We start from the raw sequence: 26749 nt of genomic DNA on the forward strand, positions 1-26749 counted from the left end.
GGTTATGATCATATTATTTGAATATTTCATATTTTAGCAAAGAGGTGTACAAGGGACTTGCTGTTTAACTCTTACGAATTCATTTTTGCTTTCTGGCCCGTCACATTTGTCGTCTATTTTTTGCTGAACCGTTTTTGCCCGCCCGTAATCGGTAAACTGTGGCTGGCTGTTGCCTCCCTGTTCTTCTATTCCTGGTGGAGCATTAAGTCGCTTCCGTTAATTCTCGCTTCTATTGCCTTTAACTATATTATGGGCTGGGCTATAAGCCATTCCGCCAAATCGCAATCGGTCCGCAAGCTGCTGCTTACCCTGGCGATTACCGGAGATGTCCTGCTGTTAGGTTACTATAAATACGCCGATTTCCTGATTTCCAACGTAAATTCTCTATTTTCAGCACAGCTTCATTTGCTGCAACTGGCGCTTCCGCTAGGGATCAGCTTCTTTACCTTTACGCAAATCGCCTATCTGGTCGATGCTTACCGGGGTAAAGCGAAAGAGTACAGCATCGTGAACTACGTGCTCTTCGTTACCTTCTATCCCCATCTGATCGCCGGTCCGATTCTCCATCATAAAGAGATGATGCCGCAATTTGACCGGGCCCGCAGCAAAAAGATCATCCCCGGCAATGTCGCGAGAGGCCTGTTCGTATTCTGCATCGGGCTGTTCAAAAAAGTCGTGATTGCCGACACACTGGCGCCGATCGCAACGCAAGGCTTTGACGTGTCTACGCACTTGAGCCTGATTGAAGGCTGGACTACTTCACTGGCTTACACTTTACAGCTTTACTTTGATTTCAGCGGTTATTCCGACATGGCGATCGGGATCGCCCTGCTCTTCAATATCAAACTGCCGATCAACTTCAACTCTCCTTACAAAGCCGTCAGCATCCAGGATTTCTGGCGCCGCTGGCATATGACGCTGAGCCGGTTTTTGAAGGATTATATCTATATTCCGCTGGGCGGAAACCGCAAAGGCCATTACCGCACTTATTTCAACCTGGTTGCGACCTTCGTCATCGGCGGAATTTGGCATGGCGCGGGCTGGACTTTTATCGTCTGGGGCCTGCTGCACGGGGTTGCCCAGGTCATTGAGCGATTGTGGAAAAAAACCGGGATCGTGCTCCCGCGTTGGGTCGCCTGGTTCATTACGTTCATGTTCATTAACTTCAGTTGGGTGTTTTTCCGGGCCAAAACCTGGGATGATGCCATTAAAGTGTTCCGCGGCATGTTCAACTTCAGTGAAATCGGCGTGTCGATGAGCCTGCTCGGACAAGTGCTGATGATCGCGGTCGCCCTGATTGTTGCCGTATTTGCGCTCAACTCGATGGATATGAAGAAGAAGTTCCGCCCTAACTTGAAATATGCCGCGTTTATCGCGTTCTTGTTCGTGTTCTCTGTACTGTATTTCAACCAAGTCAGCGAGTTCCTGTACTTCACCTTCTAACTCATATATCTGTGAAAGGGAGATCACTTCTTGAAAAATATTCGTTTTGTCATCTCGTTCCTCGCGTTCGTCGTGTTGTTCGGCGCCATCGTCGGAACGTTCGTGTATGCCGTCGACCCTCTCCAGCAGTACCGGAAGGCTTCTTATCAGCCCCTGTTCTCGGGACAGCAGCGCTATCAGAATCCTGGCTTGGCCAAAAACTACAAGTATGACATGGTCATCATCGGCAGTTCCATGACGGAGAACTTCGTCCCGTCCCAGGTCGGCGAAAGCCTCGGCGGCAACGTGCTGAAGCTGTCAACGGAAGGATCGACCGCGAAGGAGCAGCGGATGATCGCCGACGTAGCCATCGGCACCGGCCAGGTCAAGAAAATTCTCTGGGGACTCGATTATTTCTCCCTCCGCGAAAATTCCGTGCGGGATGAGCAATCGTTTCCGTTTTACTTGTACGACGAGAACAAGCTCAACGACTATAAGTACATTTTTAACGTTTCGAACGTAAAGCAAGCTTTCGGGGCCATGCTCCTGCCCAAGGACAAATATCCCCAGTACCGCAATCTTGAAAAGCTCAACAACTGGGATGCTTACGCGGTGTACGGGGCCGATCGGGTGCTGACCAAATGGAAGGAAGCCTGGCTCTCGGAACAGACCACATCGGAAAGCGAACCTTCTCTGGACGTGGTCAAACAGCGCTTCCAGGATAATATCCTCAGCCTGATCCAAGCTCATCCGGAAATCGAATTTATCATCTACTATCCGCCGTATTCCGTGATCCGCCAGCAAGTCTGGTATAGCCTCAACCCGGAACGGTTCAATAACCAGCTTGCCATGAAAAAATATATGTACGAGCAATTTAGCGCTTATGACAATGTGAGCATCCATGACTTCCAGAGCGACAGTTCCATCACTTACGATCTCGGCGTCTACAAAGACTTGTCGCACCACTCGGCAGGAATCAACGAACTGATCGTGCAGGAGATTGCCGCAGGTACGCATCGGGTGACCGGCGATAATGTGGTTCTGAACAACAGCCAGCTTGAACAGCAGGTGCAAAGCTTGGTCATCAACGAGAACGGACCGGTGTTCTCGCTAACCTTGACCGTTGACGGGCAGCCCGCCACGTTCAGTCAAATTCCTACGACGTCCAAAGACCAGGTACGCGTTCCGCTTAAGGATTTTGCGATGGGTACCGGCGCGGAATTTCTTTACGATGCCGCCGCCAAGAAGGCAACCCTGACCCGCGGCGGCAAGACCCTCGTCCTCGGGGCCAATGAACCGATCGCCACCCTGAACGGGGAAGCCGTCAACCTGGAAGCTCCCGTAGTTATCGTGAAGGATCGTTTGGTCGGTCCGCTTATTCAGATCACCGAGCTTTTGGGTGGGAATGTAGCCATTACGGAAGCCGAAGACACGCATTTTGTGAATTACGATCTGACATTCTAGGTTTGGACATAGAAAAGGACCTCGCTTTTGACGAGGTCCTTTTTTTGCATACCGTAGCGTAGTTAATACGAGCGTCTTGGTTCCATAATTCTTTCAAATTTAAAAAAATCTCAATTTCCGATCTTAACCGGCTTGCCCGAGGATGCCGATTCGAAGGCCGCCCAGGTTACCCGCTGCGTCTTCACAGCATCCGCGTAATCGGAAAGAATTGCCGACGTATCTCCGGTCCGGAGCGCATGGATGAAGGCTTCATTTTCTTTTACATAGGGATTGTCATTGATGGTATAGGAACTCTTCTCACCGGCTCTGGCTATCTCAAGACGGTCAGGATTCCAGTCCAGAATCCCCTCGTCGGTATATAGGCTTAGGCCGGATTTGCCTACCCCGCCCGGCAGAATGCAAGTATTGGAGATATTCGCGATCGCCCCGCTCTGCAATTTCAGAGTTACGGTGCCCACATCCGCCACGTTGACATTCTCGAACTGGTTATGGACGACGCGGTTAGCGTAAGTGGCGTATACCTCTTGAACCTCACCGGCCGTATAACGCAGCAAATCGACAATATGGGTCGTCTGCTCGATAAACTGACCGCCGGAGCCCTCCTGCCTTCTCCACCAGGAAACCTGCGGCATGTCGCCCATCCAGGAGCCGAGGGCCATTCCCAGCGTTGCTCCTTCCAGCGTCTCTTTCAGCTTTTGAATCGTCGCCTTGTATCGGAAATGGTACCCGACGGCATGAATCAACGGCTTCTTCTCCAGCCGGCTCAAAATCCCGAGCGGAACGTCCAGTTCCGCGCCAAGCGGTTTTTCCACCAAAAAGGGGATGGCCCTGTCGATCAATTCGGCTTCGATGTCCCCGTGAGCCATCGGCGGAACGCAAATATAAACCGCATCCAGCTTCCCGCTGTCCAACATCTCCGTCAGAGTGGCAAAGCCGCGGGCTCCGGGATAACGCGCCGCCAGCGATTCCGCTTTAGGCAAGCTTGTCCCGCTGACCGCAGTAACGCGGACTCCATCCATACCGGCCAAAATATCGCCGTGCACTTTACTGAACCATCCCGTGCCTATAATCCCAATATTCAAATTCATGTTGTCTGCCTCCTGAAAACGTATTGTATTGTATCTTAAGCGTAGCCGTTATTTAACCGAATCTCAAGAGAAGAGAAAATCCGCTCCGAACTGTTGTTGTTAAAATTACAGTTTGATAATATACTGTGGTTACATGAATACATTGCTTACATTGAAAATAACTTTTTTAAGGAGGATATGAGATCAATGAGTGTGAAAGAAACCGTGAACTTGAATGAGTTCTATACTGTGCTTGAAGAAAGACGTTCGGTTCGCATTTACGATCCGTCTGTCAAAATTTCCAGGGAAGAATTGAAGGAAATGCTGGAACTGGCGACTTCCGCTCCGTCCTCTTCCAATTTGCAACCCTGGCGGTTCCTCGTTATCGATGATCAGAACCTGAAGGAGCAATTGCTGCCGATCGCCAACAACCAGCAACAGGTCGTGGATGCCTCTGCCGTCATCGCCGTTCTCGGCGACCTGAAATCGTTCGAGCAAGCCGATAACATTTATGCGAAGGCTGTTGAGAAAGGCGCGATGGATGAAGCCACAAAAACGGCTTTCGTCGAGCGGCTGGTCAACATGTACGGCAGCTTGGGACCGGAGCGATTGCATCAGGTCAACCTCTTCGATGCAGGTCTCGTTTCGATGCAACTGATGCAGATTGCCAAAGCGAAAGGCTATGATACCGTGCCGATGGGCGGTTTTAACGCCGAAAAATTCGCGGAAGCCTATGCTTTGCCGGAAACGCTGAAGCCTATTTTGCTGATCGCCGTGGGTAAAGCCTCCAAGGCCGCACACGGCACGGCCCGCCTGCCTATTGACCAAATTACTCACTGGAACACGATATAATAATCAAGTTTATCTATATTTCGAAGAGACCGGCCTAAGGGCTGGTCTCTTTTTTATTTTATACGAAATCGCAAATAGATGTAGCAGAAAATGGAACCCTGTGGAATAATAAAATCAAATTTATGGGAATATAGAGGGTGTTTATATGCAAAATGTTATGCTTGAACCGGCCGACTTGGCTCTCGCTGAAGAAATATCGGAGCTTGTGGTGGCCTGCGATATCGACGAATACGGACAGCCTGACTTCGTACTTGAAGACCTGCTGGACATTTGTAGCGGCATTCCGCTGGCCACCAATTCATGGATGATCCGGATGAGCGGCGAGGTGGCGGCTTTCGCTTTTCTAGAAGAAAATGGAGCCGGTCGATTGTCTTCCTACGGCTATGTCCATCCAAAATGGAAAAAACGGGGGCTTGGTTCTCTTCTCCTTGAAGGCATAGAAAACAGAGCTCGCGAATATGTACTCGACTCACCCGAAACCGCCTGGAGCCTTTCCAACGTCATCCCTGCGCTCAGCGAGGCGGCTCGGCAGTTGCTGGAAACCGGCGGTTACGTCTTTCAACGGAAGTATAGCCGGATGAGTATGGAGATGCAGACTCCCCCTGCTTTATCTTCTCCGCCTAACGGGATTTCCATCGATCTTTACAATCCCGTGGCCGATGAGGATCGGCTTTGGTCCGCCTACCGCGAAACGTTCCAGGATACGAGAACCTATTACGAAGTGGACAAATCGGACTGGCTGAAGGAAAAAAGCGGTACTCATTATGACCGGAACTTTTGGTTCGCGGCTCATGCCGACGGACAACTGGCCGGATTCGTCATCAGTAAAAATTTCGGGGACCACCTCTATGTCGATCTTCTCGGCGTGCGGCGGCCATGGCGCAAACAAGGGATCGCCCGTGCTCTGCTGGAACGCGTATTTCAAGCCGCATATACCCACGGGATCGGGCAAGTCCTGCTCAGCGTCGATGACGCTAGCCTTACTGGCGCCAACAGACTGTACGAAGCCATCGGAATGAAGGCCTTGTTTCAAATGGCTTTTTACGAGAAAAAACTGTGACCTGAAATAACCTGATTCATTTTCCTGAAATTTTATAAGCCAAGCGGCTCAAGCCTTGATCCGCCTGGCTTTTTTATATATTTTGCATACCTAAACGCCCCGAATTACCTTACACGAACTGTAAAGTTCATCTCATACGGTCATCAAGTTCATCTAAATAAAGTTTTGTTTATATCTTACATGGATATTACAATTAAAGTTATAAAAATCGTGAAAAATGGAACAAACCATATTGTTAAAAAAAGAAAGGTGGAGAAGAGATTGGCTATCACAACACAAACCAGCCCAGAGCTTCAGGCAGCCCAAGCTTACGTAAATGAGGTTTATGAAACCGTCAAAAAACGCAACCCCGGAGAAAGCGAATTCCATCAGGCGGTAAAAGAAATTCTCGATTCACTGGTACCCGTATTCGCCAAAAATCCGAAATACAAAAACAACGCGATCCTGGAAAGAATCGTTGAGCCGGAAAGACTGATTACGTTCCGCGTGCCTTGGGTCGATGACCAAGGGAACGTTCAGGTTAACCGCGGCTTCCGCGTTCAGTTCAACAGCGCGATCGGACCATACAAAGGCGGACTCCGCTTCCACCCGTCCGTTAATGCCAGCATCATCAAATTCTTGGGCTTTGAACAAATTTTCAAAAACTCCCTTACCGGTCAGCCGATCGGCGGCGGTAAAGGCGGTTCGGACTTCGATCCGAAAGGCAAATCCGATAACGAAGTCATGAAATTCACGCAAAGCTTCATGACGGAATTGTCCAAATACATCGGCCCGGACACCGACGTACCTGCCGGCGATATCGGCGTAGGCGCGAGAGAAATCGGTTATATGTTCGGCCAATACAAGCGCCTTCGCGGCGGAAACGAAGCCGGCGTCCTGACAGGCAAAGGACTTACCTACGGAGGCAGCTTGACGCGTACGGAAGCTACCGGTTACGGTCTGGTATACTTCACGGACGAAATGCTGAAAACCAAAGGCGAAAGCTTTGCGGGCAAAACGGTCGTCGTTTCCGGTTCCGGTAACGTATCGATCTATGCCATTGAAAAAGCCCAACAACTCGGCGCCAAAGTAGTCGCTTGCAGCGATTCCAACGGTTATGTCTACGATAAGAACGGCATCGACCTGGAGACTGTAAAACGTCTGAAAGAAGTGGAAAGAAAACGGATCAAGGAATATGTGAGCACACATCCATCCGCTGAATATCATGAAGGTTGCGAGAACATCTGGAACATTCCTTGCGACATCGCATTGCCTTGCGCAACGCAAAACGAAATCAACGAAGATGCCGCCAAAACGCTAGTGGCAAACGGCGTGAAATTCGTAGCCGAAGGTGCCAACATGCCTTCCACTTTGGAAGCCATTGAAGTATACCTGAGCAATGACGTGTACTTCGGACCTGCCAAAGCAGCTAATGCAGGCGGTGTTGCCGTATCCGCTCTTGAAATGGCACAGAACAGCGCAAGACTGGCTTGGACGTTCGAAGAAGTCGACGCCAAGCTGCAGGATATCATGAAAAATATCTACAGAAACAGCGTGAATGCGGCTGAACAGTACGGTCATGCAGGCAATCTCGTGGTCGGCTCCAACATCGCCGGCTTCCTGAAAGTCGCCGATACGATGGTCGCTCACGGCGTGGTTTAAATCAGAGTAATTTACTTGATCGGTATGAGAGTATCCGTTTGGCCATGCCATGGCTCAGCGGGTACTCTTTTTTATTGGCCGGCGAGCGTTAGAACAGCATGGAGGGGACGGGCGCGGGGCTAATCATGCATGAATCCTGCAAAAGTGCAGTAATTTATCTCTTACCGGGTTCTGTCGGGGAAAATTTCTGCAAAAATACATCAATTTTTCGCATCCCGAACAATTTTGCCTGAACAAGCTGTAAATTCCTGCACTATTGCACCAATTTTACTAATATCGCGTTGTTTGGCTTCAAATTCCTGCAGAATTGCAGGAATTCGTGAGGAGAAGCAAACAAAAGAAGCGAAGACTAACGAAAGCAATAAAGACCACGAAAGTAATGAAAGCTAATAGCAATCGAAATCGGCCAAATATGCGAAAGCAATAGAAAGTCAAAAAGAGCCTTCACCCTAGATCGCTTCTTCGATCGGGGATAAAGGCTCTTTGTTCAGGCATGATTATGCCGTTTTGTTTTGAGAATTCGCCGATTAATAAGCCAATGCATCCAATGCCTTAATATGAGACAAGTAACGGATGTTGCTTGCTTCCTTCATCATCGTGGCCGGCAAGCCGCGCAGTTGAGAGTTGCTTGCGCCAATGGTAGCTACTGCATCTTTGCGGCCGAGGCTCGCCAGGGTACCGGAATTGACCGGGCTAAATCCTTCCAGATGCTTGCCGGTTAAGGAAGCATACAGGTTGTAGCCGATCAGTTCGCCCATCTGCCAAGCGATTTGTGCAGTTGGCGGGTAAGGACGTCCGTCCGCGCCGAAATAAACCGCGCTGTCGCCGGCTACGAATACATCTTTATGCGAAGTGGATTGCAAGAATTCGTTAACGGTCGCCCGACCGCGGTTGACTTCCAGGCCCGATTCGCCGACAAGCGGATGACCTTGCACGCCGCCGGTCCAAACGAACGTATTGGCTAAGATCTTTTGTCCGTCTTTCAGATCGATCGCGTTGCCTTCGACATTCGTAACAGGCAGTCCGGTCAGGAATTTGACGCCGCGTTTTTCCAAACTAGCCGTGGCGCGTTCAATCAGCACATCCGGCAGAACCGGCAGGATCTTCGGACCGGCTTCAACAAGCATAAGCTGGATTTCGGATTGATCTACGCCGTATTTTTTGCTCAGCTCCGGCAATTTATCGGCAATTTCACCGACCAACTCTACCCCGGTCAATCCACCGCCGCCAATGAGGATAGTAGCGTCAGCAGCATTTTTCGTTTTGGCATATTCCGCGATCTTGTCTTCGATATGACGATGAATGCGGTTCGCATCCTCCGCGGATTTGAGCACCATGCTGTACTGTTCAAGCCCCGGAATACCGAAGTAAGCGGTGATGCTGCCAAGGCCGACAACGAGCGCGTCATAAGAAAGAAGCGTTCCGTCGGACAGTTTTACTTCCTTTCCGTCTACCGAGAATCTCTCGACTTTGGCGACGCGAAGATCAATGTCCTTTCCTTTAAACAGCTTCTCCAGCGGCAAAGCCACTGCGCGTTCGGAAATGCTGCCTGCAGCAAGACGATGCAACTCAGTAATGATTTGGTGTGTTGGATACTGGTTGACTACGGTGACCCGCGCTTCTTCCTTGGTCATATATTTACGTACGTTCAAAGCGCTCAATACGCCGCCGTAACCCGCACCCAGAATGACAATATGTTTAGACATAGTAATTCTCCGTCCTCCGTTCTGACAAATTAAGATGTTGGTACATAGGATATAGCTGATTTATTTTTGTCGGCTCTTCTCGCCGGCAACTTGAAGGTAAGCATTAACGAAACGGAACAGCTTTTGAGCTTCCGGATCTTTAAGCATTTTGAGCAAGCCGAAAAGACCGATAACTTCCGTGCTCTCATCGGCGCGGTCTTTGGCTTCAATAACAGTAGCCGCTAGATTCTTTACTTTGTCTTTTACCGGTCCGGCAATTTCCGTAATCGCCCCGATGGTGTCGCTCTTTAGCGTTTCATCCGAAGCTACGGTTTTAGCAAAATCATAAGATTTCGTCATCAGATTAACCAGTTCGGTTAATTTAGGCAGCTGCTGAACAAGGACTGTCAAGGATTCCTGAACCTCAGGCTTGAGCAGTTGATCAACGATATCGCGCTGAGCGTTTCCGCTGGACGAGACCGTCGTTTCTGGTACAGACTTTGTTTCTGTGATCGGTTCTGACATACCAATTCTCCTTTGCAATAAGCCATAGTGCTTGAATTTTGGGGTCGATCAGGGCCCCAATTCCCTCACAACTTTACTAAGTTAGTGAAAAATTGAACAATTAAGCAGTAAACAACCCGATATTGATTGTATCATATTTTCAATAAAAATAGTCATTAAGTATTAAACTTAATGACTATAATCAGTGAATTTTATCATAGTTTGTCCTGTTTCACTCAAGCTATTCTGCTTTTTTGGCCGTTTACGGGCGATTTTCTGCACATTTCAGCGCATATTTATTCTTTACTTGCGGTTCCTAAATCGGGGGCCATTTCTTGCAAAAAATCATAAAATAATTTCTCCGTGGGAGGAAGTTCCCGGTTTGCGGGAATAATTACCCCCACATCTCTCGTGACATGCGGCTCCGTAATTGGCAGAATTACTATGGACGAAGCGATATGTTCACTGAGCGCAATCTCCGGCAGTACGGTAAGTCCAAGGCCGGCGGAGACCAGTCCCTTAATGGCGTCCAAATCGTCGCCCTCAAACTTCACCTTAGGCCGGAAGCCGATATTGGCGCAGGCCTTGACCACAATGTCCCTAAGCACAAAGCCTTCCGGAAACAAGACAAACAAATCCTCTTTCAACTCATTCAGTTTGACCGAGGTTTGCCCTGCCAGATGGTGCCCGGCTGGGAGCAAGGCTGCAAACTTCTCCTCAAAGAGGATAACACCTTTGATTAGCGGTTCATTTTGTGGCACAGGCCCCATAATCGCCAAATTCATATCGCCCTTGGCCACCCACTCTACCAACTCCTTGTAAGAGCCGTGTTGCAGTTGGAAATGAACCGACGGATAGCGTTCGCGAAAGGCGGAAACCACCTTTGGAATCATTTGCGCGGCCATGCTGCTGGGAAAACCGATCCTAACGATCCCTCGTTCCGGGTCCAGATACTCGCTGATTTCCTGCTGGGCATTTTCTATCACCTTCATGAGATGTTCCATATGCTCCAGAAACAGCCGCCCGATCGGCGTCAGCTTTACCTTACGGCCTTCGTGGATGAACAAATCCACCCCAAGCTCCGACTCCAGCTTGAATATTTGCCGGCTTACCGCCGACTGGGAAACATGCAGCGCATAAGACGCCTCGGTTACATGCTCCAGCTTTGCGACCTCGATGAAATATTGGATTTGCCTCAGTTCCACTTCGCCACCCCCGACTCCTGCCGATATCTCACGTAAAATAATATTTTAAATTCAGTATGTTAAAAAAACACTTCCACATCATGTAATATTAATTTAATTATCCCCCATTATATCGGGTAAGCTCCAGGAACGGAAGTCTTAAACACTTTTCCTAGCGTTTATCTTATCCCGGACCAGCCCGGTAAATTCCAATAAGATAGCTAAATGGCGAATAGCAGGTTTATGCAGATCCTTCTCCGGTAAAATCAATCTGATCCCACGACGTCTAAACTTGAAATCCGGAGCGGACAGCCTCGCTGCAGGACAAAGCATCGACCTACCGATCCGTATTTCCAAGACGCTCCCAAGCTGATCGGCTACATCGACGACACGCTGGTTTGGGGAACGGAGCCGTTAAACCGGCGCCGGCAGATTAAAAAAACGGTTAGGCAAGGGGGGAATGCGCCCCTTGCCTAACCGTTCTTCTTTGTATATCCGCATTAGCCATGAATTCGAGAGAGAAGGTTGAGTATCGAGAACCTTGGCGGAATCCCTAAGCTGGCAGATGCGTGAATTCTGGAGCTTCCGCTGATATTAGCTGTAAAACCTACAGTTATTTTGGCCGTTGATCTCCATCCACATCATTTAACTGGAAAACATACAGTTAATTTAACCGAATTGGCTCTTATGCAGTTCCATGTAGTGAATTAACTGGAGGTTTTCCGGTTAATTCACCGATAAGCCGATTACGGACTTAAATAACTGGAGGTTTTCCAGTTATTTAAGTCCGTAAAGTAGCTTGGAGATAAACGTCCGCGTAACCTCGCACACAACTCAGGCGTACCTCAGAAGCACCTCTCAGTGCCTTGATGTAACTTGATATAACTTATGTGCCTTGATGTACCTCTGACATATCTCGGACAAACTTACGACTAACCTGAGACTATCCGCACAATAACCGCACACTGGTTTTGACTACCCGCTCACTTCCGCAATAGCCACGCACTACCAGCAAGGATTAACCTTCCTTCGGACAGTCCAGGTGATACAGATTGCGGTATCGCGGTTCGCGCTCCATCAGCTCTGCATGGGTGCCGCGCATCAGGATGCGGCCATGCTCCATGAAGATAATCTCATCCATCTGTTCCGCATAGACCAGATGATGCGTTACCCAAACGAGCGTCTTGCCCGCCGTCGACCGAAAAATGGTCGACAACAGCTCGCGCTCGGTACGCGGATCGAGCCCTACCGTGGGCTCGTCGAGGATCAGCACCGGCGTGTTCTGCAGCAGTACGCGCGCCAAGGCGACGCGCTGCCGCTCTCCGCCGGAGAAGCGCTGGCCGGTCTCCCGCATCGGCGTATCCAGCCCCTGCGGGAGACCGGCGACCAGCTCCGCAAGCTGCGCCTGCTCCGCTGCGCGGGCAAGCTCCTCCATCTCCGCGTCCGGACGACCGAGCCGGATATTGTTCGCCACCGTGGTGTCGAACAAATGCGGGCTCTGGTTCAGCACGGAGATGATCCGCGGGATGCCGTCATCGCCGTAATCGGCGGACGGCACGCTGTTGATGGTGACCGCGCCCCCCGTAGGGGCGATGGCTCCCTGGATCAGCTTCAGCAGCGTCGATTTGCCCGCTCCGCTGCGGCCGATAACGGCGATCCGCTTACCCTGCGGGATATCCAGCGTCACGCCGTCAACGGAATTCCCGTCGCCGACGCCATAGGCGAAGCGGACTTGTTCCAGCCGCAGATGCGCGCTGCCGGCTGCAGCAGCAACCGCTTCCGGGGAAACGGCGACTTTAGCCGCCGAAGCCCCTGAAGGAGCGGCGCTATCCCGGCCCGAAATCCGGTCCAGCCGGTTCAAGGACTCCCGGTACTCGGGAAGACGCTGAACCGCCTCGGAAACCGGGAGGAACGCATCGGCCAACGGAAAAACGACCAGCACGAAGGCCGCGATCAGCGTATAGTCGATCTGCCCGGCCTCCGCCTGCGCACCGGACCAATAAATCATCGACACGACCGCAATCCCCACTACGAGCTGTCCGATCAGAACCCGCCAGCGAGCCCAGGCTCGAAGCTTGCGCTCCTTACGCATGACGGCTTCTTCATCCTGTTCATACTCGCGCAGAAAATCGGCCGATCTTCCGCTGATCACCCAGTCCCCGATCCCCATCACGGCATCGGTCAGCTTTTGATATAGGCCGTTCCGTTCCTGTTTCACTTGCGTGTCCATCTTCCGCGTCAGTTTCAGCGAAATATAAGGAAGCACCGCGACGAGTACGAAAATATACAAAGCGATCAATAAAGCAAACGTCCAGTCGAAGAAACCGAGCGCAATCACCGCCGCAGCATACAGGAACAGGGCGACCAGACTAGGAAATACCGTGCGGATATAAACGTTCTGCAATTGCTCGATGTCATCGGCCAGCGCACCGAGAATGTCCCCCGTCCGGTAGCGGGATCGGATGAACAAGGCCTGCGGTTCAAGAACGCGATACAACCGCACCCGCATCTTGGAGAGAATCCGCAATACCGCGTCATGGCCGACAAGCCGCTCCACGTAATGGATGACGGCCCGCCCGATGCCGAATGCCCGAACGCCGACAATAGGCACGTACACGAGCAGCACGTTGTAAGGCATCGTGGCCGACTTGGAAATCAGAAAGCCCGAAGTAAACATGAGCATCGAAGCTGTTAACAGCGTCAGAACGCCAAGAATCAGGTAAAGCGCAAAGCGGCCGCTGTACATCCGAAAATACGGGGTGATCCATGGTTCCCGCTGCGCAAGTTGCCCCTTTTGCCCCTGCTGTCCCTGTCCCTTCATCGCAATCCCTCCCGCTGCAGTGCGGCCAATTGATAATAAGCGCCATGGCGCGCCATAAGTTCTTTATGGGTGCCCGTCTCGGCCACTCGCCCCTGATCCATCACGACGATCTCGTCCATATCCCGCATCCAGTGCAGGCGATGCGTCGCCAGGATGACGAGCTTCCCTGCAAACAGCGGAAGCATCGTCTCTTTCAATTCATACTCCGTCTCGATATCGAGGTGCGCGGTCGGCTCATCAAGCAAAATCACCGGCCGCTCGCTCAGCAGCGCCCGGGCCAGCGCCACGCGCTGCTCCTGCCCACCGCTGAGCGGACGCCCCCCGCCGCCGATGGGCTCATCCAGCCCGCCGGGCAGGCTTGCGATCAGCGCGCCAAGCCCGGCGGCCTCCGCCGCCGCTTTCACATCGCCGGGCGAAGCGTCCGGCTTGTTGAAGGAAATATTGTCAGCCAGCGAGCCGCTGAAAATATAAGGCTTCTGCGGAATGTATGTAATCTGCTTCCGCCAATCTTCCGGGCTCAAATCGCCCAGTACCGTGCCGTTCAGCTCAATGCTTCCCGCCGTCGGGCGCAGAAATCCGCCGAGCACATCGATCAGTGTCGATTTGCCGGCACCGCTCTCGCCGATAACGCCGATCTTGCGCATCCCGCCGATCTCCAGATCTACACTGTCCAGAGACGGACGCGTTTCCGATCCGCCCGCTTCCTCCGTTATCCCGGCTATATCGGCCTTTTCCCGATCTCCGGCACCATCGGCAGAATCCCTTTCCGCCTCATGCGTCATGCCCACGCCGCGCAGCATCAATGTACTCTGCGGCGTCCACTTCATATCGGCGCCCGCCGGAACCGGCGCCGCCTTGGCCGCCTCTTTCTCCGCGGACGCGATGATCGCCTCCATCGCTTCGCCGGCTTCTTTGCCGTCCAGCGTCGCGTGGAAGTCGGCGCCGACCATCCGCACCGGCAAGAAGTATTCCGGCGCCAAAATCAACACCGTCAGCGCCGGCAGCAGTTCGATCTGTCCCTTCACCAGCGGCAAGCCCAGGCTTACCGCCACGGACGCCACGGACAGCATCGTAAAGAAATCCAGCGCAAACGAGGACAGGAACGCGACGCGAAGCGTCCGCATCGTCGCGGAACGGTAGGAATCGCTGACCCGGTCAATGGAATCGATATGATTCTTGCTGCGTCCGAGAAACTTCAACGTCTCCAACCCGCGCAGCGAATCGACAAAATGATTCGACAGCGTGCGGTAGGTCTTTAACTGGCGTTCCGTCTGCTTGCGGGCAGCCAAGCCGATCAGGATCATAAAAATGATCAAAATCGGCAACGTCACTAGCAAGATGACCGCCGAGGTCTTGTTCAGGGTAAACACGTACAACCAAACCAACGCCGGAGTAATCCCCGTCGCCAGCATCCTCGGCAGAAACAGCTCCAGGTAGTTACGGAACTTCGTTACACCCTCAAGAACGAGGGTAACGAGATTTCCCGTGCCTTCCTGACCGGCAAAGCGCGGACCCAGCTCAAACAATTTGGTCAACACCTGTTTGCGCAGGGACTGCCCGGTCACTTCGGCAAACCGGTAGGCCGTCTTCTGCATCAGCAGCCCGCTTCCCTGCCGGGCCATAAAAGCAAGCAGGAACAGGCCGACCCCGCCGGCTTGTTCCTGCAGCTTGGCGCCGGCAAACAGGGCGGAGATGACCTCCGCCAACCATTTTGCCTGCAATATGATAGCTATGGTTTGAATCAGGGTCAGGCCGGCCATGATGGCAAGAACCGGCTTGATCCCTTTGTATTTCATTAGTCCGCGACCCATTAGTACTCCAAATGCTCCTTTTCATGAACACGTTTATGGAAAACAAAGTAGCTCCAGATCTGATATCCCAGTACGAACGGCAGCAGTGTCAAGGCTACGATCGTCATGACTTTCAACGAATATTGGCCGGATGCCGCATTAGTAATTGTTAGTGAAAACGTCTCGCTGATTGAGCTGACCATGACCCGCGGGAACAAACCGACGAATACGGAGGAGATCGAGAGCGCGATGAGCGCGCCCGTCATGCCGAATGCCCAGCCGTCCCTTTGTTTGGACATGAACATTCCCGCGAGCAGGAAGCAGACCAGGCCGACTACAGCAAGCAGTCCCAGGACCAACCCACGAACTTCGAACACGTCCGTCTGGAAATAAGTCATTATGGCAAAAATAACAAACAAGGCTGCCAACGGAATCAATAGTTTCTTGGCCAGTTTCCGCGCACGCTCTTGCAAGGAACCGGTCGTCCGCAGTGATGCGAACATGAGCCCGTGGACCAGGCAAAGCACGACGACGGTAATTCCGCCTACTAATGTATATATATTAACCATATCCAACAGACCGGCTTTCATTTCCATGTCGCCGTCAATCGGCAAACCTTTCATCAGGCCGGAAAAAACGACCCCCAGCAGGAACGGTGGCAGGAGGCTGCCGAGGAAAATCGCCACGTCCCAGGTACCTTTCCATTTCCCGTTCGCTACTTTCCCACGGAATTCAAACGCCACCCCGCGGGCGATCAAGGCAAGCAGAAGCACTACGAGCGGGGTATAATATCCGCTGAACATCGTGGCGTACCAGTTCGGGAATGCCGCGAACATCGCGCCGCCCGCGGTCAGCAGCCACACTTCGTTAGCGTCCCAGAACGGGCCGATGGAGTTGATCAGCACGCGCCGCTCCATATCATTTTTGGCAAGAAAACGAGTGCTCATTCCGACGCCGAAATCAAATCCTTCCAGGAAGAAGAAACCGATGAACAATACGGCCACAAGCACAAACCAGAGTTCATTAAGAGACAGCATGGTATCCCTCCTTAGAGTATGGATCCGACGAGTGATCGTCGATGTTCTCGGCATACGGCCCCTTCTTGATCGTCTTCACGAACAAGTAGATCATCACAATCGCCAGCGCGGTGTAAATCGTGCAGTAGGCGATCAGGGAGAACAACAGTTGGCCTGAAGTAACGCTCGGCGAAACGCTGTCCTTCGTCTGCATATAACCGAATACCGTCCACGGCTGACGCCCGAATTCCGTCATCACCCAGCCAGCCGTATTTGCAATAAACGGAAGCGAAATGCCCCACAACATGCAGCGGTAGAAAAATTTATTCGGTTTTTCCAGCTTTTTGCGCCAAGCCAGATACGCCCCGTACATTCCGAGCAGAATCATCAGACAGCCGGCGACGATCATGATCCGGAAGCTCCAGAAGGTCGTGCGGACCGGAGGAATGTAGTCGCCAGGGCCATAGGCTTGTTCATACTCCGCTTGCAGTTGGTGCATGCCTTTGACTTCACCGGAGAACGAGCTATAAGACAAAAAACTGAGCAAATAAGGAATCTTGATTTCAAAATTGTTCTTTTCATTGTCGGAATCGATATGAGCGTATACCGTCCACGGAGCAGGGTCGCCGCTCTTGCCCCAAAGCCCTTCGGAAGCCGCCATTTTCATCGGTTGGGTCTTCACCAGGTATTGCGCCTGCTGATGGCCGAACAACGCGGTGGCGAAGGAGGCGGTCAGGCCGACGATGATAGCGATCGTAAACGATTTTTTGAAAAATTGCACATCCTGCTTGCGCAGCATTTTATAGGCACTGATGCCCGTAATCATGAATGCGCCCGTGGCAAAGGCACCCAGCACGGTATGCGGAAATTCCACCCACAATTGGCCGTTGCCGATCAGGGCAAAGAAATCGTTCATTTCTGCACGCCCATTGTTGATCTCAAAGCCAACCGGTCTTTGCATGAAAGAGTTGGCGGCCAAAATCCAGAATGCCGATGCGGTTGTTCCGAGCGCCACCAGCCAGATGCAGACCATGTGGACCTTTTTGGACAACCGGTCCCAGCCGAAGATCCACAGCCCGATGAAAGTGGACTCCATAAAGAAGGCAAACAGGGCTTCCACCGCCAGAGGCGCGCCAAAAACGTCACCTACAAACCGTGAGTAGTCCGACCAGTTCATCCCGAACTGGAATTCTTGAATAATCCCTGTGACAACGCCGACGGCAAAGTTGATCAGGAACAATTTCCCCCAGAACTTCGCCATCCGTTTGTATTCCTCTTTGCCTTTGACGACATACATGGTCTCCATAATCGCAACCAAGAGCACCAGACCGATGGACAAAGGAACGAAGAAGAAGTGGAAAATGGTTGTCGCCGCAAATTGAAGTCGTGCCAGCACTAACACATCCATGATTTTTCTTCCCTCTTTCTCACACAATATTAATTCTTAACTAATGTGAATTCTATCACGGAATTATGAAGATACACGGGTAAAAAGTAATAATTTTGTGACAAGAATCACATGATAGATGTCACAATCGTGAACAAAGTTAAAAAAACCTTGCTGCGCCGCTGACTTTTCATTTCGGGTCACGGTTGTGAAAAAACTGTGTCAGCCGTAAATCATCTAGATTTCCGTCCGTCCACCATATGCCGGATCGTCAGTACCGGATGGGACCACAGCATGCGGGGACCGGCATATCGCATCACCTCTTTGATCATTTCCCGCGGATCCGGGGCGTAGCAGTGGACCGGACAGTCCACGCAGGTCGATTTTTCTTCCCCGAAACGGCAGAATGACAACCGGTTCATGGCGTAACGGTGCATCTCCCGGCAATCCGGGCATAACCCGCCTTGCTTTTGTTCCTTTCGATGCTTGCCTTTGCAGAAAATTTCGATCATGTGTCCGACCGTCGCCTTTTCCCGGCGGATTCTCGTTCCTTCCTGACGATGTTCCCGTCCGGGTTCTCTAGTCCTCCTGTCCATCTCCAACCTCCGATTATGACTTGCGATTTTGTATTCGTAACTCTCCGGTCACGGCAATTTTGCGGTAAAAGCTTTTTGCCACAGGATCCAGTTGGCGGCCAGCAGCAGCGCCGCGTACACATAGGTGCCGAAACTGATCATAGTAGCCACATAATGCACCAGCGCGAAGGCCGACAGCAGCAGCATAAGCGGAATCATGCGCAGGCCTTCGCTCTGCTGCGCCGTTTCAAACCGTTCGGAGAACGGCAGTGCTTTGCTCAGATAAGCAAAACAAATCACGGTATAGACTAAAATGGCGAGGCCGGCTACGATCAAATCCGGAACAACCCCGGCGCCGAACAGAATGGCAAAGATGACGGCCTCCGCCGCATACAGGGGCAAAATGAGCCGGACCACGGCGGCAATCAGAGTCCCCCGGTAAACCGGAACCCGATCCCCGATCGGCAAAACCCGGTAAATCCAGGCCGCCTTGTAGCTTCCCGAATATTTGAGCATTAAAAGAACGCTCGGCACCAGCAGGGCGCAAAAATAAATAAACAGATACAGCTTACTCCCCGGAAGTCCCGAGATTCCGCCCTCCGTGCCGTTCGTAAACAAAAAAATGAAAGGGAAAATCAGCGAAAATCCAATGGAAGGATACACCTTTAGCTTAAATTCGCGTTCATTTCCCATCATCGTCCAGGCAAACCGAAAAAATACTTGTTCCTGCGGGCTCGAGCACAGCAGGCGGGATATCGCCTTCAGCCCTTTTCCCGCACTCTCTTTTTTGCGGCTGCCCGGGTCGGACAGCTTCTGCAGATTCTTTTCCAGCGAAGGCATCAGTTTCAGATACAACAGGAAGGCCAGCACCGGAACGGCTAAAGCCAATAATGAAAGCAAAAGAAACAGCGGATTCCCGTCCCTGTGCAGCATCGTCTCGAACGGTGCGCCGAACCACAGCGGAGGAAGGGCGAACTGCCACCATTTTGGCTGGAACGCCGCCTGCTGCATATCCACGAAATCGAAAAGCCGAATCAGCAACTGGTACCCGAGCGCGATGGCGATGGTGAGTCCGATTTGCACATAATTGATGAAGTCCTTCAGCTTCTCCCCGTCAAAAAATTTAAGCACGCCCAGATAAATCAGCGCCGTAATTACGACGATTAAGAGGTCCATCAAGACCAATTCCACCGCGAACAGCAGGAAAAATCCGACTCCGTGCCGCACAAGCCCTACTCCCAGCGGAACGATCGCAATTGCCCCGGTAAGAAAAAACATATAAAAACAGATATGAAGCATCTTCGCCATCGCAATGGTTCTACGGTTCACCGGTTTCGTGGATAAAATGTTGCGGTCCCGGATATCCAGCAGCACGGAGGAGAAGTCCGATATTAACGAAGTCATGATCATGAACATAAAAATGCCGAAAACGAGGCTCATCTGAAAAATAAAGTTATCCCCGAGGGCCACGAACATGGAACTGAACGCCCCGAAAATCAGGTACAGCCACAAGGAGCCGAAAAACTGGTTTTTTTCCGTCCCGCCGTCTTCCCCATCCTTTTTCCGGGACTTGCCGATAATCGTGGGCACTCTTCTTCCGTCCATCGTCAGCTTGACTTGGAGAATGCGCCGCATCACGGGATAATCCACCCCTATTTTTCCGAAACCGCCTTTGAACCGGTCCAGCACCCGCAACAAACTCGACTCGTTCATCGGCTACACCTCTTGCACGATCGCCACGAACTGCTCCGCGATCTCCCGATGCTCGTTAAATCCGGTCAACTGATTGAAGATCTGCTCCAGCGACCCTTCCTGGCTCTGGCCCTTCAACTGCTCGAAGCTGCCGTCCGCCACGATGCGTCCCCCGTCCAGCAGAATGATCCGGTCGCTGATCTTTTCCACGACGTCCATAATGTGCGAGGAATAGAAGACTGTTTTCCCTTGAGCGGCCAACAGGGCAAGAATTTCCTTCACAACCATCACGCTGTTGGCATCCAGCCCGCTCAGCGGCTCGTCGAGGAACAGAATATCCGGATTATGCAGCAGGCTGGAAATAATCAGCACCTTCTGCTTCATTCCTTTGGAAAAGGTGGCTATCCGCACGTTGAACACACCCCTCAGCCCGAACATTTCCATCAGGCGCTTCGCTTTGCTCTCCGCCTCCATGAAACTCAGGCCGTACAGCTCGCCTATAAACGTCAGATACTCCCGCGCTGTCAGCGTATCGTACATTTCCGCAACTTCCGGCACATAGCCGATGCGCTTCTTGTACTCCACTCCGCCGTCGCTCGGGCTTGCGCCGAAAATCCGGACTTCGCCGGTGTATCCTTCGACGAGGCCCAACATAATTTTTACCGTCGTGCTCTTGCCCGCCCCGTTAGGGCCGATGTATCCGATGATTTGCCCGGGATGCACGTCCAAATCGATGCCGTTCAAGACATAGCTGTCCGCAAACTTCTTTCTTAAATCCCGTAAAGTAATGACAGGACTGTTGTCAATAGTCATATTCCCACCCTCTCCGTTATAAATCATATCTTTGTCCTGACTACGATTAGATTGGATTTTTTTCAACCGAATTCCAATAAAGTCTCCGCACATAGTTTAATGCCTGGAAATTGTCCAATTGAAGCACCTATCTTTAAAAAATCCAGGAAGTCCCATATATAACATTACTGCAAAGAAAGACGGAACCCTTCCGGATTCCGTCTTTCTTTGTGTTTTATTTGGTTCAATTTCCGTTTATGCCTCTTGATCTTGACTTCCCGCCGCCGGAATGAAGCCGCTGATATCCACGCCCAGGCCTTGCGCGAGGCGCATGCCATAGCCGACATCGGCCCGGAAGAAGTTGCAGATGGCACGCAGCCGGGTTTGCTCCGTCGTTTGCTTCAAATCATTCACCAGGTTGCCAATCAGGTTCGCCTGCTCTTCCGGGGTAAAGCTGCGATACAATTCGCCTGCTTGGGTGAAATCATCTGTCCTGGCGATTTTTTCGCGGCCGATATGTCCGTTCACCGACACGACGCTGTCGCTGTAGCCCGGGTCCTCTTTCGGGCTTCCGTCCAAGCTGTTCGGCTCATAGTTGACCGGCGAGAGATCCTGCATCACGTTCATGAGACCGTCCCGCTGATGATTGCGAACCGGTGCGTACGGGCAGTTGACCGGAATTTGCAAATAGTTGGCGCCAAGTCGGTAACGCTGGGTATCCGGGTAGGAGAACAGCCGGCCTTGCAGCAATTTATCTTCCGACGGCTCGATCCCCGGCACCAGCACGCTTGGAGAAAATGCGGATTGTTCCACTTCGGCAAAGAAATTTTCCGGATTGCGGTTCAGTGTCATCGTACCAACCGGAATGAGCGGGTAATGAGACTCCGACCACACTTTCGTTGGGTCCAGCGGATCGTAGCTCCACAGATCGACGTCTTCGATCGGCATCAACTGTACGTTCAGCTCCCACTGCGGGAAGTTGCCCTGCTCAATCAGATCGTGCAAGTCGCGCGTCGCATGGTTGAAATCGCCGCCTTGCACTTCGCGCACTTCGTCCGCCGACAAGTTCACCACGCCCTGCTTCGACTTCCATGTGTACTTGACGTAGGTGATTTTCCCTTCGGCATTGATCCACTTAAATGCATGTACGCCAAACCCGTCCATTTGCCGGTAGTTTGCCGGCGTGCCGTTATCCGAAAACACCCAGGTCATCATGTGCGTCGATTCCGGCGACAGCGACATGAAGTCCCAATAGCGGGCCGGGTCCTGAATATTCGTATCCGGCGCGGGCTTCAACGAATGGACCATATCAGGGAACTTGATCGCGTCACGAATGAAAAATACCGGCAAATGATTCCCGACCAGATCATAGTTGCCTTCCTCCGTATAAAACTTCACCGCAAACCCACGCGGGTCGCGAGCCGTCTCCGGCGAACCTTGACCATGGATCACCGTCGAGAAGCGGACGAACACCGGCGTTTCCCGTCCTACTGCCTGCAGGAAATGCGCCTTGGTAAATTCGGACATACCGTGCTCGGTAACGAATACCCCGTGAGCCCCCGCACCCCGTGCATGGACGACGCGTTCAGGAATCCGCTCCCGGTCGAAGTGGGCGATTTTCTCGAGTAAATGGTAATCCTCCAGCAGCGTCGGACCGCGTTGTCCCGCCGTCCGCGAGTTCTGATTGTCCCCTACTGGCGCTCCCTGATTCGTAGTCAACTGATTATTCATCTATAAATCATCCTTTCGAATTTAATTACTATTGGATTTAGACTTAATCTAAGTTCTGAATTAAATTCTAACATGCCCGCATGTCAATTGGCATGAAGGTTAGATGAGAGGTTGATGAATAAATCTGGATTATTATATAAGGAGAATTCAGGAATCATTCCCAGATTAGAAAAAATATAAATTAGATCAGAGTGCTTTATGAATAGTGGAAAGGAAGCATGTTCCAATAAAACAAGTACACCGTACAAAATACCGTAATGCCTGCAATGAAGACCCGGCCGGCGATTGTCCATTTTCCTAAGGCCCGATTCGAAAGTGCGCCCACCAGCATATAGACGGCTATACCGAACGCGACAAGAGGTAAGGAGCCTATACCCCATCTGTACCATAAAGGAAAACCGTAGGTCACTTTCATCAAGCCATAGATCACCTGCACGGGCAAGTAAACGGCAAAAAGGAGAGATATCGCGGCAATCTTGCCGGAGATCGGACGTTTCCCTTTTCTAATGAACCGGACCAAGTAGCGGACTAGATAAACGACCGCCAGCCCTATCCAAAAGCAGCAGATTCCCGCTAAGACCATTAGTAGAGTGGACGACTGCCGCCAAAATCCCGTCTTCTCCAAGGTAGCGCTGTCGATCCCGGTCATTTTCCATGTCCCTTCCACTTGGTGAAACCATAGTTTCTGGCTTCCTCCCTGTTCGCGGAAGACCTGATCGCCGATGGAGTAAAAGGTTCTATGCTCCACTTTCCCGCTGCCCAGCGGGAAGACGCCGCTCACCTCCAGCTTGTTGCCCGCCGGTTTTACATCAAAGCTGTTTCGCTCAAAAAATGTGATCCATTTCCCCCAGCCATGCTGCGGACTCAAGCGGTAGGCGTACCGGCCTTCATACTGCTTCAAATCACCGGCCGAAACTTCCGGTTCTTCCGGAACAGCTCCTCCATCCATTAGCTTTTCAATGCCCCCGATCACTTGCTCATAAAGCAGACTCCCGCCTTCGCCCGTGTTCACGACGACATAAATACCAACCCGTTCGGAAGGGATTAATACCATCTTGGACGAGAAACCCTCCACATCTCCCGTATACCACAATATAGGCATTCCGTTAGCCAGTTTTCCTCTCATAAGACCATAGCCGAAACCATCCAACTGGGGATGAGCGGTGTACTGAAGATCTTGCATGGACTGGATTGTCTCGGGTTTCATAATCGCCTGCCCCTTATATAGCCCTTGGTTAAGCTGGGCTACCATAAAATGCGCAAACTCATTCGGCACCACATTGATCGCGCCGCCTCCCGGTATATTGAAATGCTCATAAGGCAGAAGCCGATAATTCCCCTCTCCCGCATACTGATAGGACTTGGGGACGACGCTGCCTTTTTCCATAGAGACGCTCGGCATCCCAAGCGGCTTGAATAGTTGCTCGGTCAGATAGTCGTTTAACGTCTGTCCGCTGGTTTGTTCGATCAGATTTCCAACCAATCCGAAATTTATATTATTGTAATCGTATTGTTCGCCAGGCTCCCGGACAGGCGATTGTTTCAAAAAATACTGCCGTAAAAATTCACTCGCCGGAACCGTCTTCCCTTCGGATAGGGAAACGACATTATACATCACCTGGTCCAGTCCCGAGGTATGGGTCAGCAGATCGTGAAGCGTTATCGGCCGTTTTCCGAAAACGGGAACCTTGAAGGTTTTTAGATATTGGTTAATATCCGTATCGGTCGACAAAAGCCCCCGCTCCACTTCTTGCATGACGGCCGCGGCAACCATCGGTTTGGTCAATGATCCGATGCGTATCAACGTGGATGCCGGGTCCATCGGAACCCGATGTTCGACATCCCCGTACCCATACCCTTTGCTGAACAGAATGTCGTCTCCCTGCGTCACTACAACGGCGGAGCCCGCGATGTGCAGTTTATCCATATTTGCTTCCATCACGTTATCCACGACCTGCTCCAGTTGGTCCGCAGTCAAGGTTGTGTCGGGAGCTGCATTTACTACGGTCGCCGCGCCCCCCGGCAAGATCAATCCGATCCACAGGATCAAAAGCCAATAAGCAATTCGTTTCATGGTAATCCCTCCCCTGGCTAAGACTATCCTCCTATCCTTTCAGTAGCATTTCAGCAATCTTAAATTAACCTTAAGAAAAAGGATTGTAGAGGTGGCACAGAGAAACAAACTAGCGAAAGAGATACTATCCTGAGAGAAGAGCTACTGAACCGGAAGGAGTTGAGGGAAGTGAACCGAACCGTACTGCTGGTAGACGACGAACCGGAAATTGTTGAGCTGTTAAGGCTGTTTTTGGAGCGGGATGGCCTTGATATTTTGGAGGCGGGAAATGGAGAAGAAGCGTGGCGGTGCATACGGGAAAAGAAAATAGATCTGGCGGTCATCGATATTATGATGCCCAAGCTGGATGGGGTGCAGCTCCTGAAATTGCTGCGGACCGAATACAAGCTGCCGGTTATTTTGCTATCCGCCAAAAACCAGGACAGCGACAAAATACTCGGGCTGCATCTGGGCGCCGATGATTTCATAGCCAAGCCCTTTAATCCGCTTGAGGTGGTGGCCCGAATTCAAGCTATACTGCGGCGGACTTATGAATTCAACGAAACGGCGGAGGTCCCGGAGCAACTGAGCATCGGAAACCTGGTTCTTGATCATAGGGACTGCGTCATCTATAAAGACGGGCGCGAAATTCCTTTGACGTCCATTGAATACAAATTGCTTACGGCCTTTATGCAATCGCCCGGCCGTATTTTCACCAAGCAGCAATTATTCGAACAGGTTTGGTCCGACTATTATTACGATGATGCCAATACGATCATGGTCCACATCTCCAGACTGCGCGAGAAAATCGAGGATACGCCGAAACACCCTTTCTATATCCAAACCGTTCGCGGAATCGGCTATAAGTTCGCCAAAAGGGATGAGCTGCCATGAAAAAGAAAAAGAAGAAGCTCTTCTCCTCCCTGACGAAATCGTACGTCTATTTCGCTTTGACGATCGGCATTGTCAATTCGGTATTGCTGGTATTTGTCGTTCATCCCGAAAGTGCCACCATTGAAATCACCCTGGGATGGCTGCTGCTGGCTTTGGCTTTGTTCGTATTAAATGTTTGGATTTACAGCCTTTGGACCGCCAAACGGATTACGACTCCGTTAGAGCAAATTGCCGCCGCCATTCAGGACATGTCCCGGGGACAATACCAGCGGCGTCTGGGTGATCAGGCAGGGTTCGAGTTCTCGCTCATCCAGCAGCAATTTAATGAAATGGCGGAGAAACTGGAAACGGCGACGGCCGAAAATCTGCGGCTGGAAAACAGCAAGCAGCGGATGCTGGTGAACCTCTCCCATGATCTCAAGACACCCATTACGACCATACAAGGATACGCCAAAGCTCTGCAATTGGGGATCGTGGAGAACGAAGAGGAACGGTCGAAGTATTTGGAGCTTATTTATAATAAATCAATATTGGTCACTTCTTTGATCGAGGATATTTTTAGCTTGTCCAAGCTGGATAGCCCTGACTATCCGCTAGAGAAAACGTCCGGCGATCTGGCCGAACTTATCCGGGAACTTGCGGCGGAAACTTACGAACAGTTTACGGATAAAGGACTTCCGCTGAACCTGCGCCTGCCCCGTCGTAAAGTTACTTTTACCTTTGACGGCAAACTTATGAGGCGGACGATATCCAATTTGCTCACCAACGCGCTGCTCTATAACCCGCCCGGCACGGAAGTCATCATTCAACTATCGGAGACGGACCATGAAGTTTGGCTGGACGTCATCGACAACGGCGTCGGAATCCCGGACGAGCTAAAGGAAGTTATTTTCGATCCCTTCGTCCGGGGGGACGCTTCCCGAAGGAGCGACGGCGGCACGGGACTCGGCCTAGCCATCGCCAAAACCACCGTGGAACTGCACGGGGGCCGGCTAACGCTGGATAACAGCCCGGGCAACACGGCATTTCAAATCGTTTTACCTAAAGATGTTGACGACAAAGACAACTGAACCCCTGCAAGAAAAACACCGTCCGGAACTTACTCCGGACGGTGTCTTG

20 protein-coding genes are annotated in these 26749 nt (G+C 51.5%); 7 read left to right on the plus strand and 13 right to left on the minus strand.

Translation table 11 applies throughout. The annotated features are described in order from the left end of the window. Positions 1-57: 57 nt before the first annotated feature. Both DFP94_RS19990 and DFP94_RS19995 read left to right on the plus strand, forming a co-directional pair. Positions 58-1443: an MBOAT family O-acyltransferase gene (locus DFP94_RS19990; protein WP_114498254.1), complete on the plus strand. Its 1386-nt coding sequence runs from the start codon at positions 58-60 to the stop codon at positions 1441-1443. Between the two features lie 30 nt (positions 1444-1473). Continuing rightward, complete coding sequence (locus DFP94_RS19995) at positions 1474-2886, plus strand: copper amine oxidase N-terminal domain-containing protein (RefSeq protein WP_114498255.1); 1413 nt, start codon at positions 1474-1476, stop codon at positions 2884-2886. A 110-nt stretch (positions 2887-2996) separates the two neighbouring features. Here DFP94_RS19995 and DFP94_RS20000 read toward each other — a convergent pair whose 3' ends face one another. Then, positions 2997-3974, minus strand: a complete 978-nt coding sequence (locus DFP94_RS20000) for a Gfo/Idh/MocA family protein (protein WP_114498256.1) — start codon at positions 3972-3974, stop codon at positions 2997-2999. 186 nt (positions 3975-4160) lie between these two features. Here DFP94_RS20000 and DFP94_RS20005 point away from each other — a divergent pair, with 186 nt between their 5' ends. From DFP94_RS20005 to gdhA, 3 genes are all read left to right on the plus strand, one after another. After that, positions 4161-4805, plus strand: coding sequence for a nitroreductase family protein (locus tag DFP94_RS20005; RefSeq protein ID WP_114498257.1), 645 nt, complete (start codon positions 4161-4163; stop codon positions 4803-4805). A 145-nt stretch (positions 4806-4950) separates the two neighbouring features. Then, on the plus strand, positions 4951-5865 hold the full coding sequence (locus DFP94_RS20010) for a GNAT family N-acetyltransferase (RefSeq protein ID WP_114498258.1): 915 nt from the start codon (positions 4951-4953) through the stop codon (positions 5863-5865). A gap of 261 nt (positions 5866-6126) precedes the next feature. Further along, on the plus strand, positions 6127-7506 hold the full coding sequence (gene gdhA / locus DFP94_RS20015; RefSeq protein ID WP_245954999.1) for an NADP-specific glutamate dehydrogenase: 1380 nt from the start codon (positions 6127-6129) through the stop codon (positions 7504-7506). Positions 7507-8033: 527 nt separating this feature from the next. On the opposite strand, the gene DFP94_RS20020 is transcribed toward gdhA, so the two are convergent. The 12 genes from DFP94_RS20020 to DFP94_RS20075 form a co-directional block, all read right to left on the minus strand. After that, positions 8034-9212, minus strand: coding sequence for an NAD(P)/FAD-dependent oxidoreductase (locus DFP94_RS20020; protein ID WP_114498260.1), 1179 nt, complete (start codon positions 9210-9212; stop codon positions 8034-8036). A 60-nt stretch (positions 9213-9272) separates the two neighbouring features. Continuing rightward, entirely contained in the window at positions 9273-9716 is a 444-nt protein-coding gene (locus DFP94_RS20025; protein WP_114498261.1) for a DUF1641 domain-containing protein, read from the minus strand. A 275-nt stretch (positions 9717-9991) separates the two neighbouring features. Further along, on the minus strand, positions 9992-10900 hold the full coding sequence (gene gltC / locus DFP94_RS20030) for a glutamate biosynthesis transcriptional regulator GltC (RefSeq protein ID WP_114498262.1): 909 nt from the start codon (positions 10898-10900) through the stop codon (positions 9992-9994). Positions 10901-11897: 997 nt separating this feature from the next. Continuing rightward, on the minus strand, positions 11898-13700 hold the full coding sequence (cydC, locus tag DFP94_RS20035; protein WP_114498263.1) for a thiol reductant ABC exporter subunit CydC: 1803 nt from the start codon (positions 13698-13700) through the stop codon (positions 11898-11900). Beyond that, positions 13697-15511: a thiol reductant ABC exporter subunit CydD gene (gene cydD, locus DFP94_RS20040; protein WP_114498264.1), complete on the minus strand. Its 1815-nt coding sequence runs from the start codon at positions 15509-15511 to the stop codon at positions 13697-13699. Before cydD ends, cydC begins: the two co-directional genes overlap by 4 nt. Next, positions 15511-16527 carry a cytochrome d ubiquinol oxidase subunit II gene (cydB, locus tag DFP94_RS20045; RefSeq protein ID WP_114498265.1) on the minus strand — a complete coding sequence of 339 codons (1017 nt, stop codon included), beginning with the start codon at positions 16525-16527 and terminating at the stop codon, positions 15511-15513. The genes cydD and cydB overlap by 1 nt, the downstream gene beginning before the upstream one ends. Beyond that, positions 16514-17914 (minus strand): cytochrome ubiquinol oxidase subunit I, encoded by a 1401-nt coding sequence (locus tag DFP94_RS20050; RefSeq protein WP_114498266.1) that lies wholly within the window; start codon positions 17912-17914, stop codon positions 16514-16516. The genes cydB and DFP94_RS20050 overlap by 14 nt, the downstream gene beginning before the upstream one ends. Positions 17915-18126: 212 nt before the next feature. After that, positions 18127-18489 carry a nitrous oxide-stimulated promoter family protein gene (locus DFP94_RS20055; RefSeq protein ID WP_114498267.1) on the minus strand — a complete coding sequence of 121 codons (363 nt, stop codon included), beginning with the start codon at positions 18487-18489 and terminating at the stop codon, positions 18127-18129. A 48-nt stretch (positions 18490-18537) separates the two neighbouring features. Next, a complete protein-coding gene (locus tag DFP94_RS20060) occupies positions 18538-20181 on the minus strand; it encodes a hypothetical protein (protein ID WP_114498268.1) in 1644 nt (547 codons plus the stop codon). A gap of 3 nt (positions 20182-20184) precedes the next feature. After that, positions 20185-20973, minus strand: a complete 789-nt coding sequence (locus DFP94_RS20065) for an ABC transporter ATP-binding protein (RefSeq protein ID WP_114498269.1) — start codon at positions 20971-20973, stop codon at positions 20185-20187. A gap of 234 nt (positions 20974-21207) precedes the next feature. Then, positions 21208-22683, minus strand: coding sequence for a catalase (locus DFP94_RS20070; protein ID WP_114498270.1), 1476 nt, complete (start codon positions 22681-22683; stop codon positions 21208-21210). A 196-nt stretch (positions 22684-22879) separates the two neighbouring features. Next, a complete protein-coding gene (locus tag DFP94_RS20075) occupies positions 22880-24757 on the minus strand; it encodes a serine hydrolase domain-containing protein (protein ID WP_114498271.1) in 1878 nt (625 codons plus the stop codon). Between the two features lie 168 nt (positions 24758-24925). On the opposite strand from DFP94_RS20075, the gene DFP94_RS20080 reads away from it, so the two are divergent. Further along, complete coding sequence (locus tag DFP94_RS20080) at positions 24926-25630, plus strand: response regulator transcription factor (protein ID WP_114498272.1); 705 nt, start codon at positions 24926-24928, stop codon at positions 25628-25630. Beyond that, a complete protein-coding gene (locus DFP94_RS20085; RefSeq protein WP_114498273.1) occupies positions 25627-26700 on the plus strand; it encodes a sensor histidine kinase in 1074 nt (357 codons plus the stop codon). The genes DFP94_RS20080 and DFP94_RS20085 overlap by 4 nt, the downstream gene beginning before the upstream one ends. The last annotated feature ends 49 nt before the right edge of the window (positions 26701-26749 follow it).

Source organism: Fontibacillus phaseoli (assembly GCF_003337355.1).
GTDB lineage: Bacteria > Bacillota > Bacilli > Paenibacillales > Paenibacillaceae > Fontibacillus > Fontibacillus phaseoli.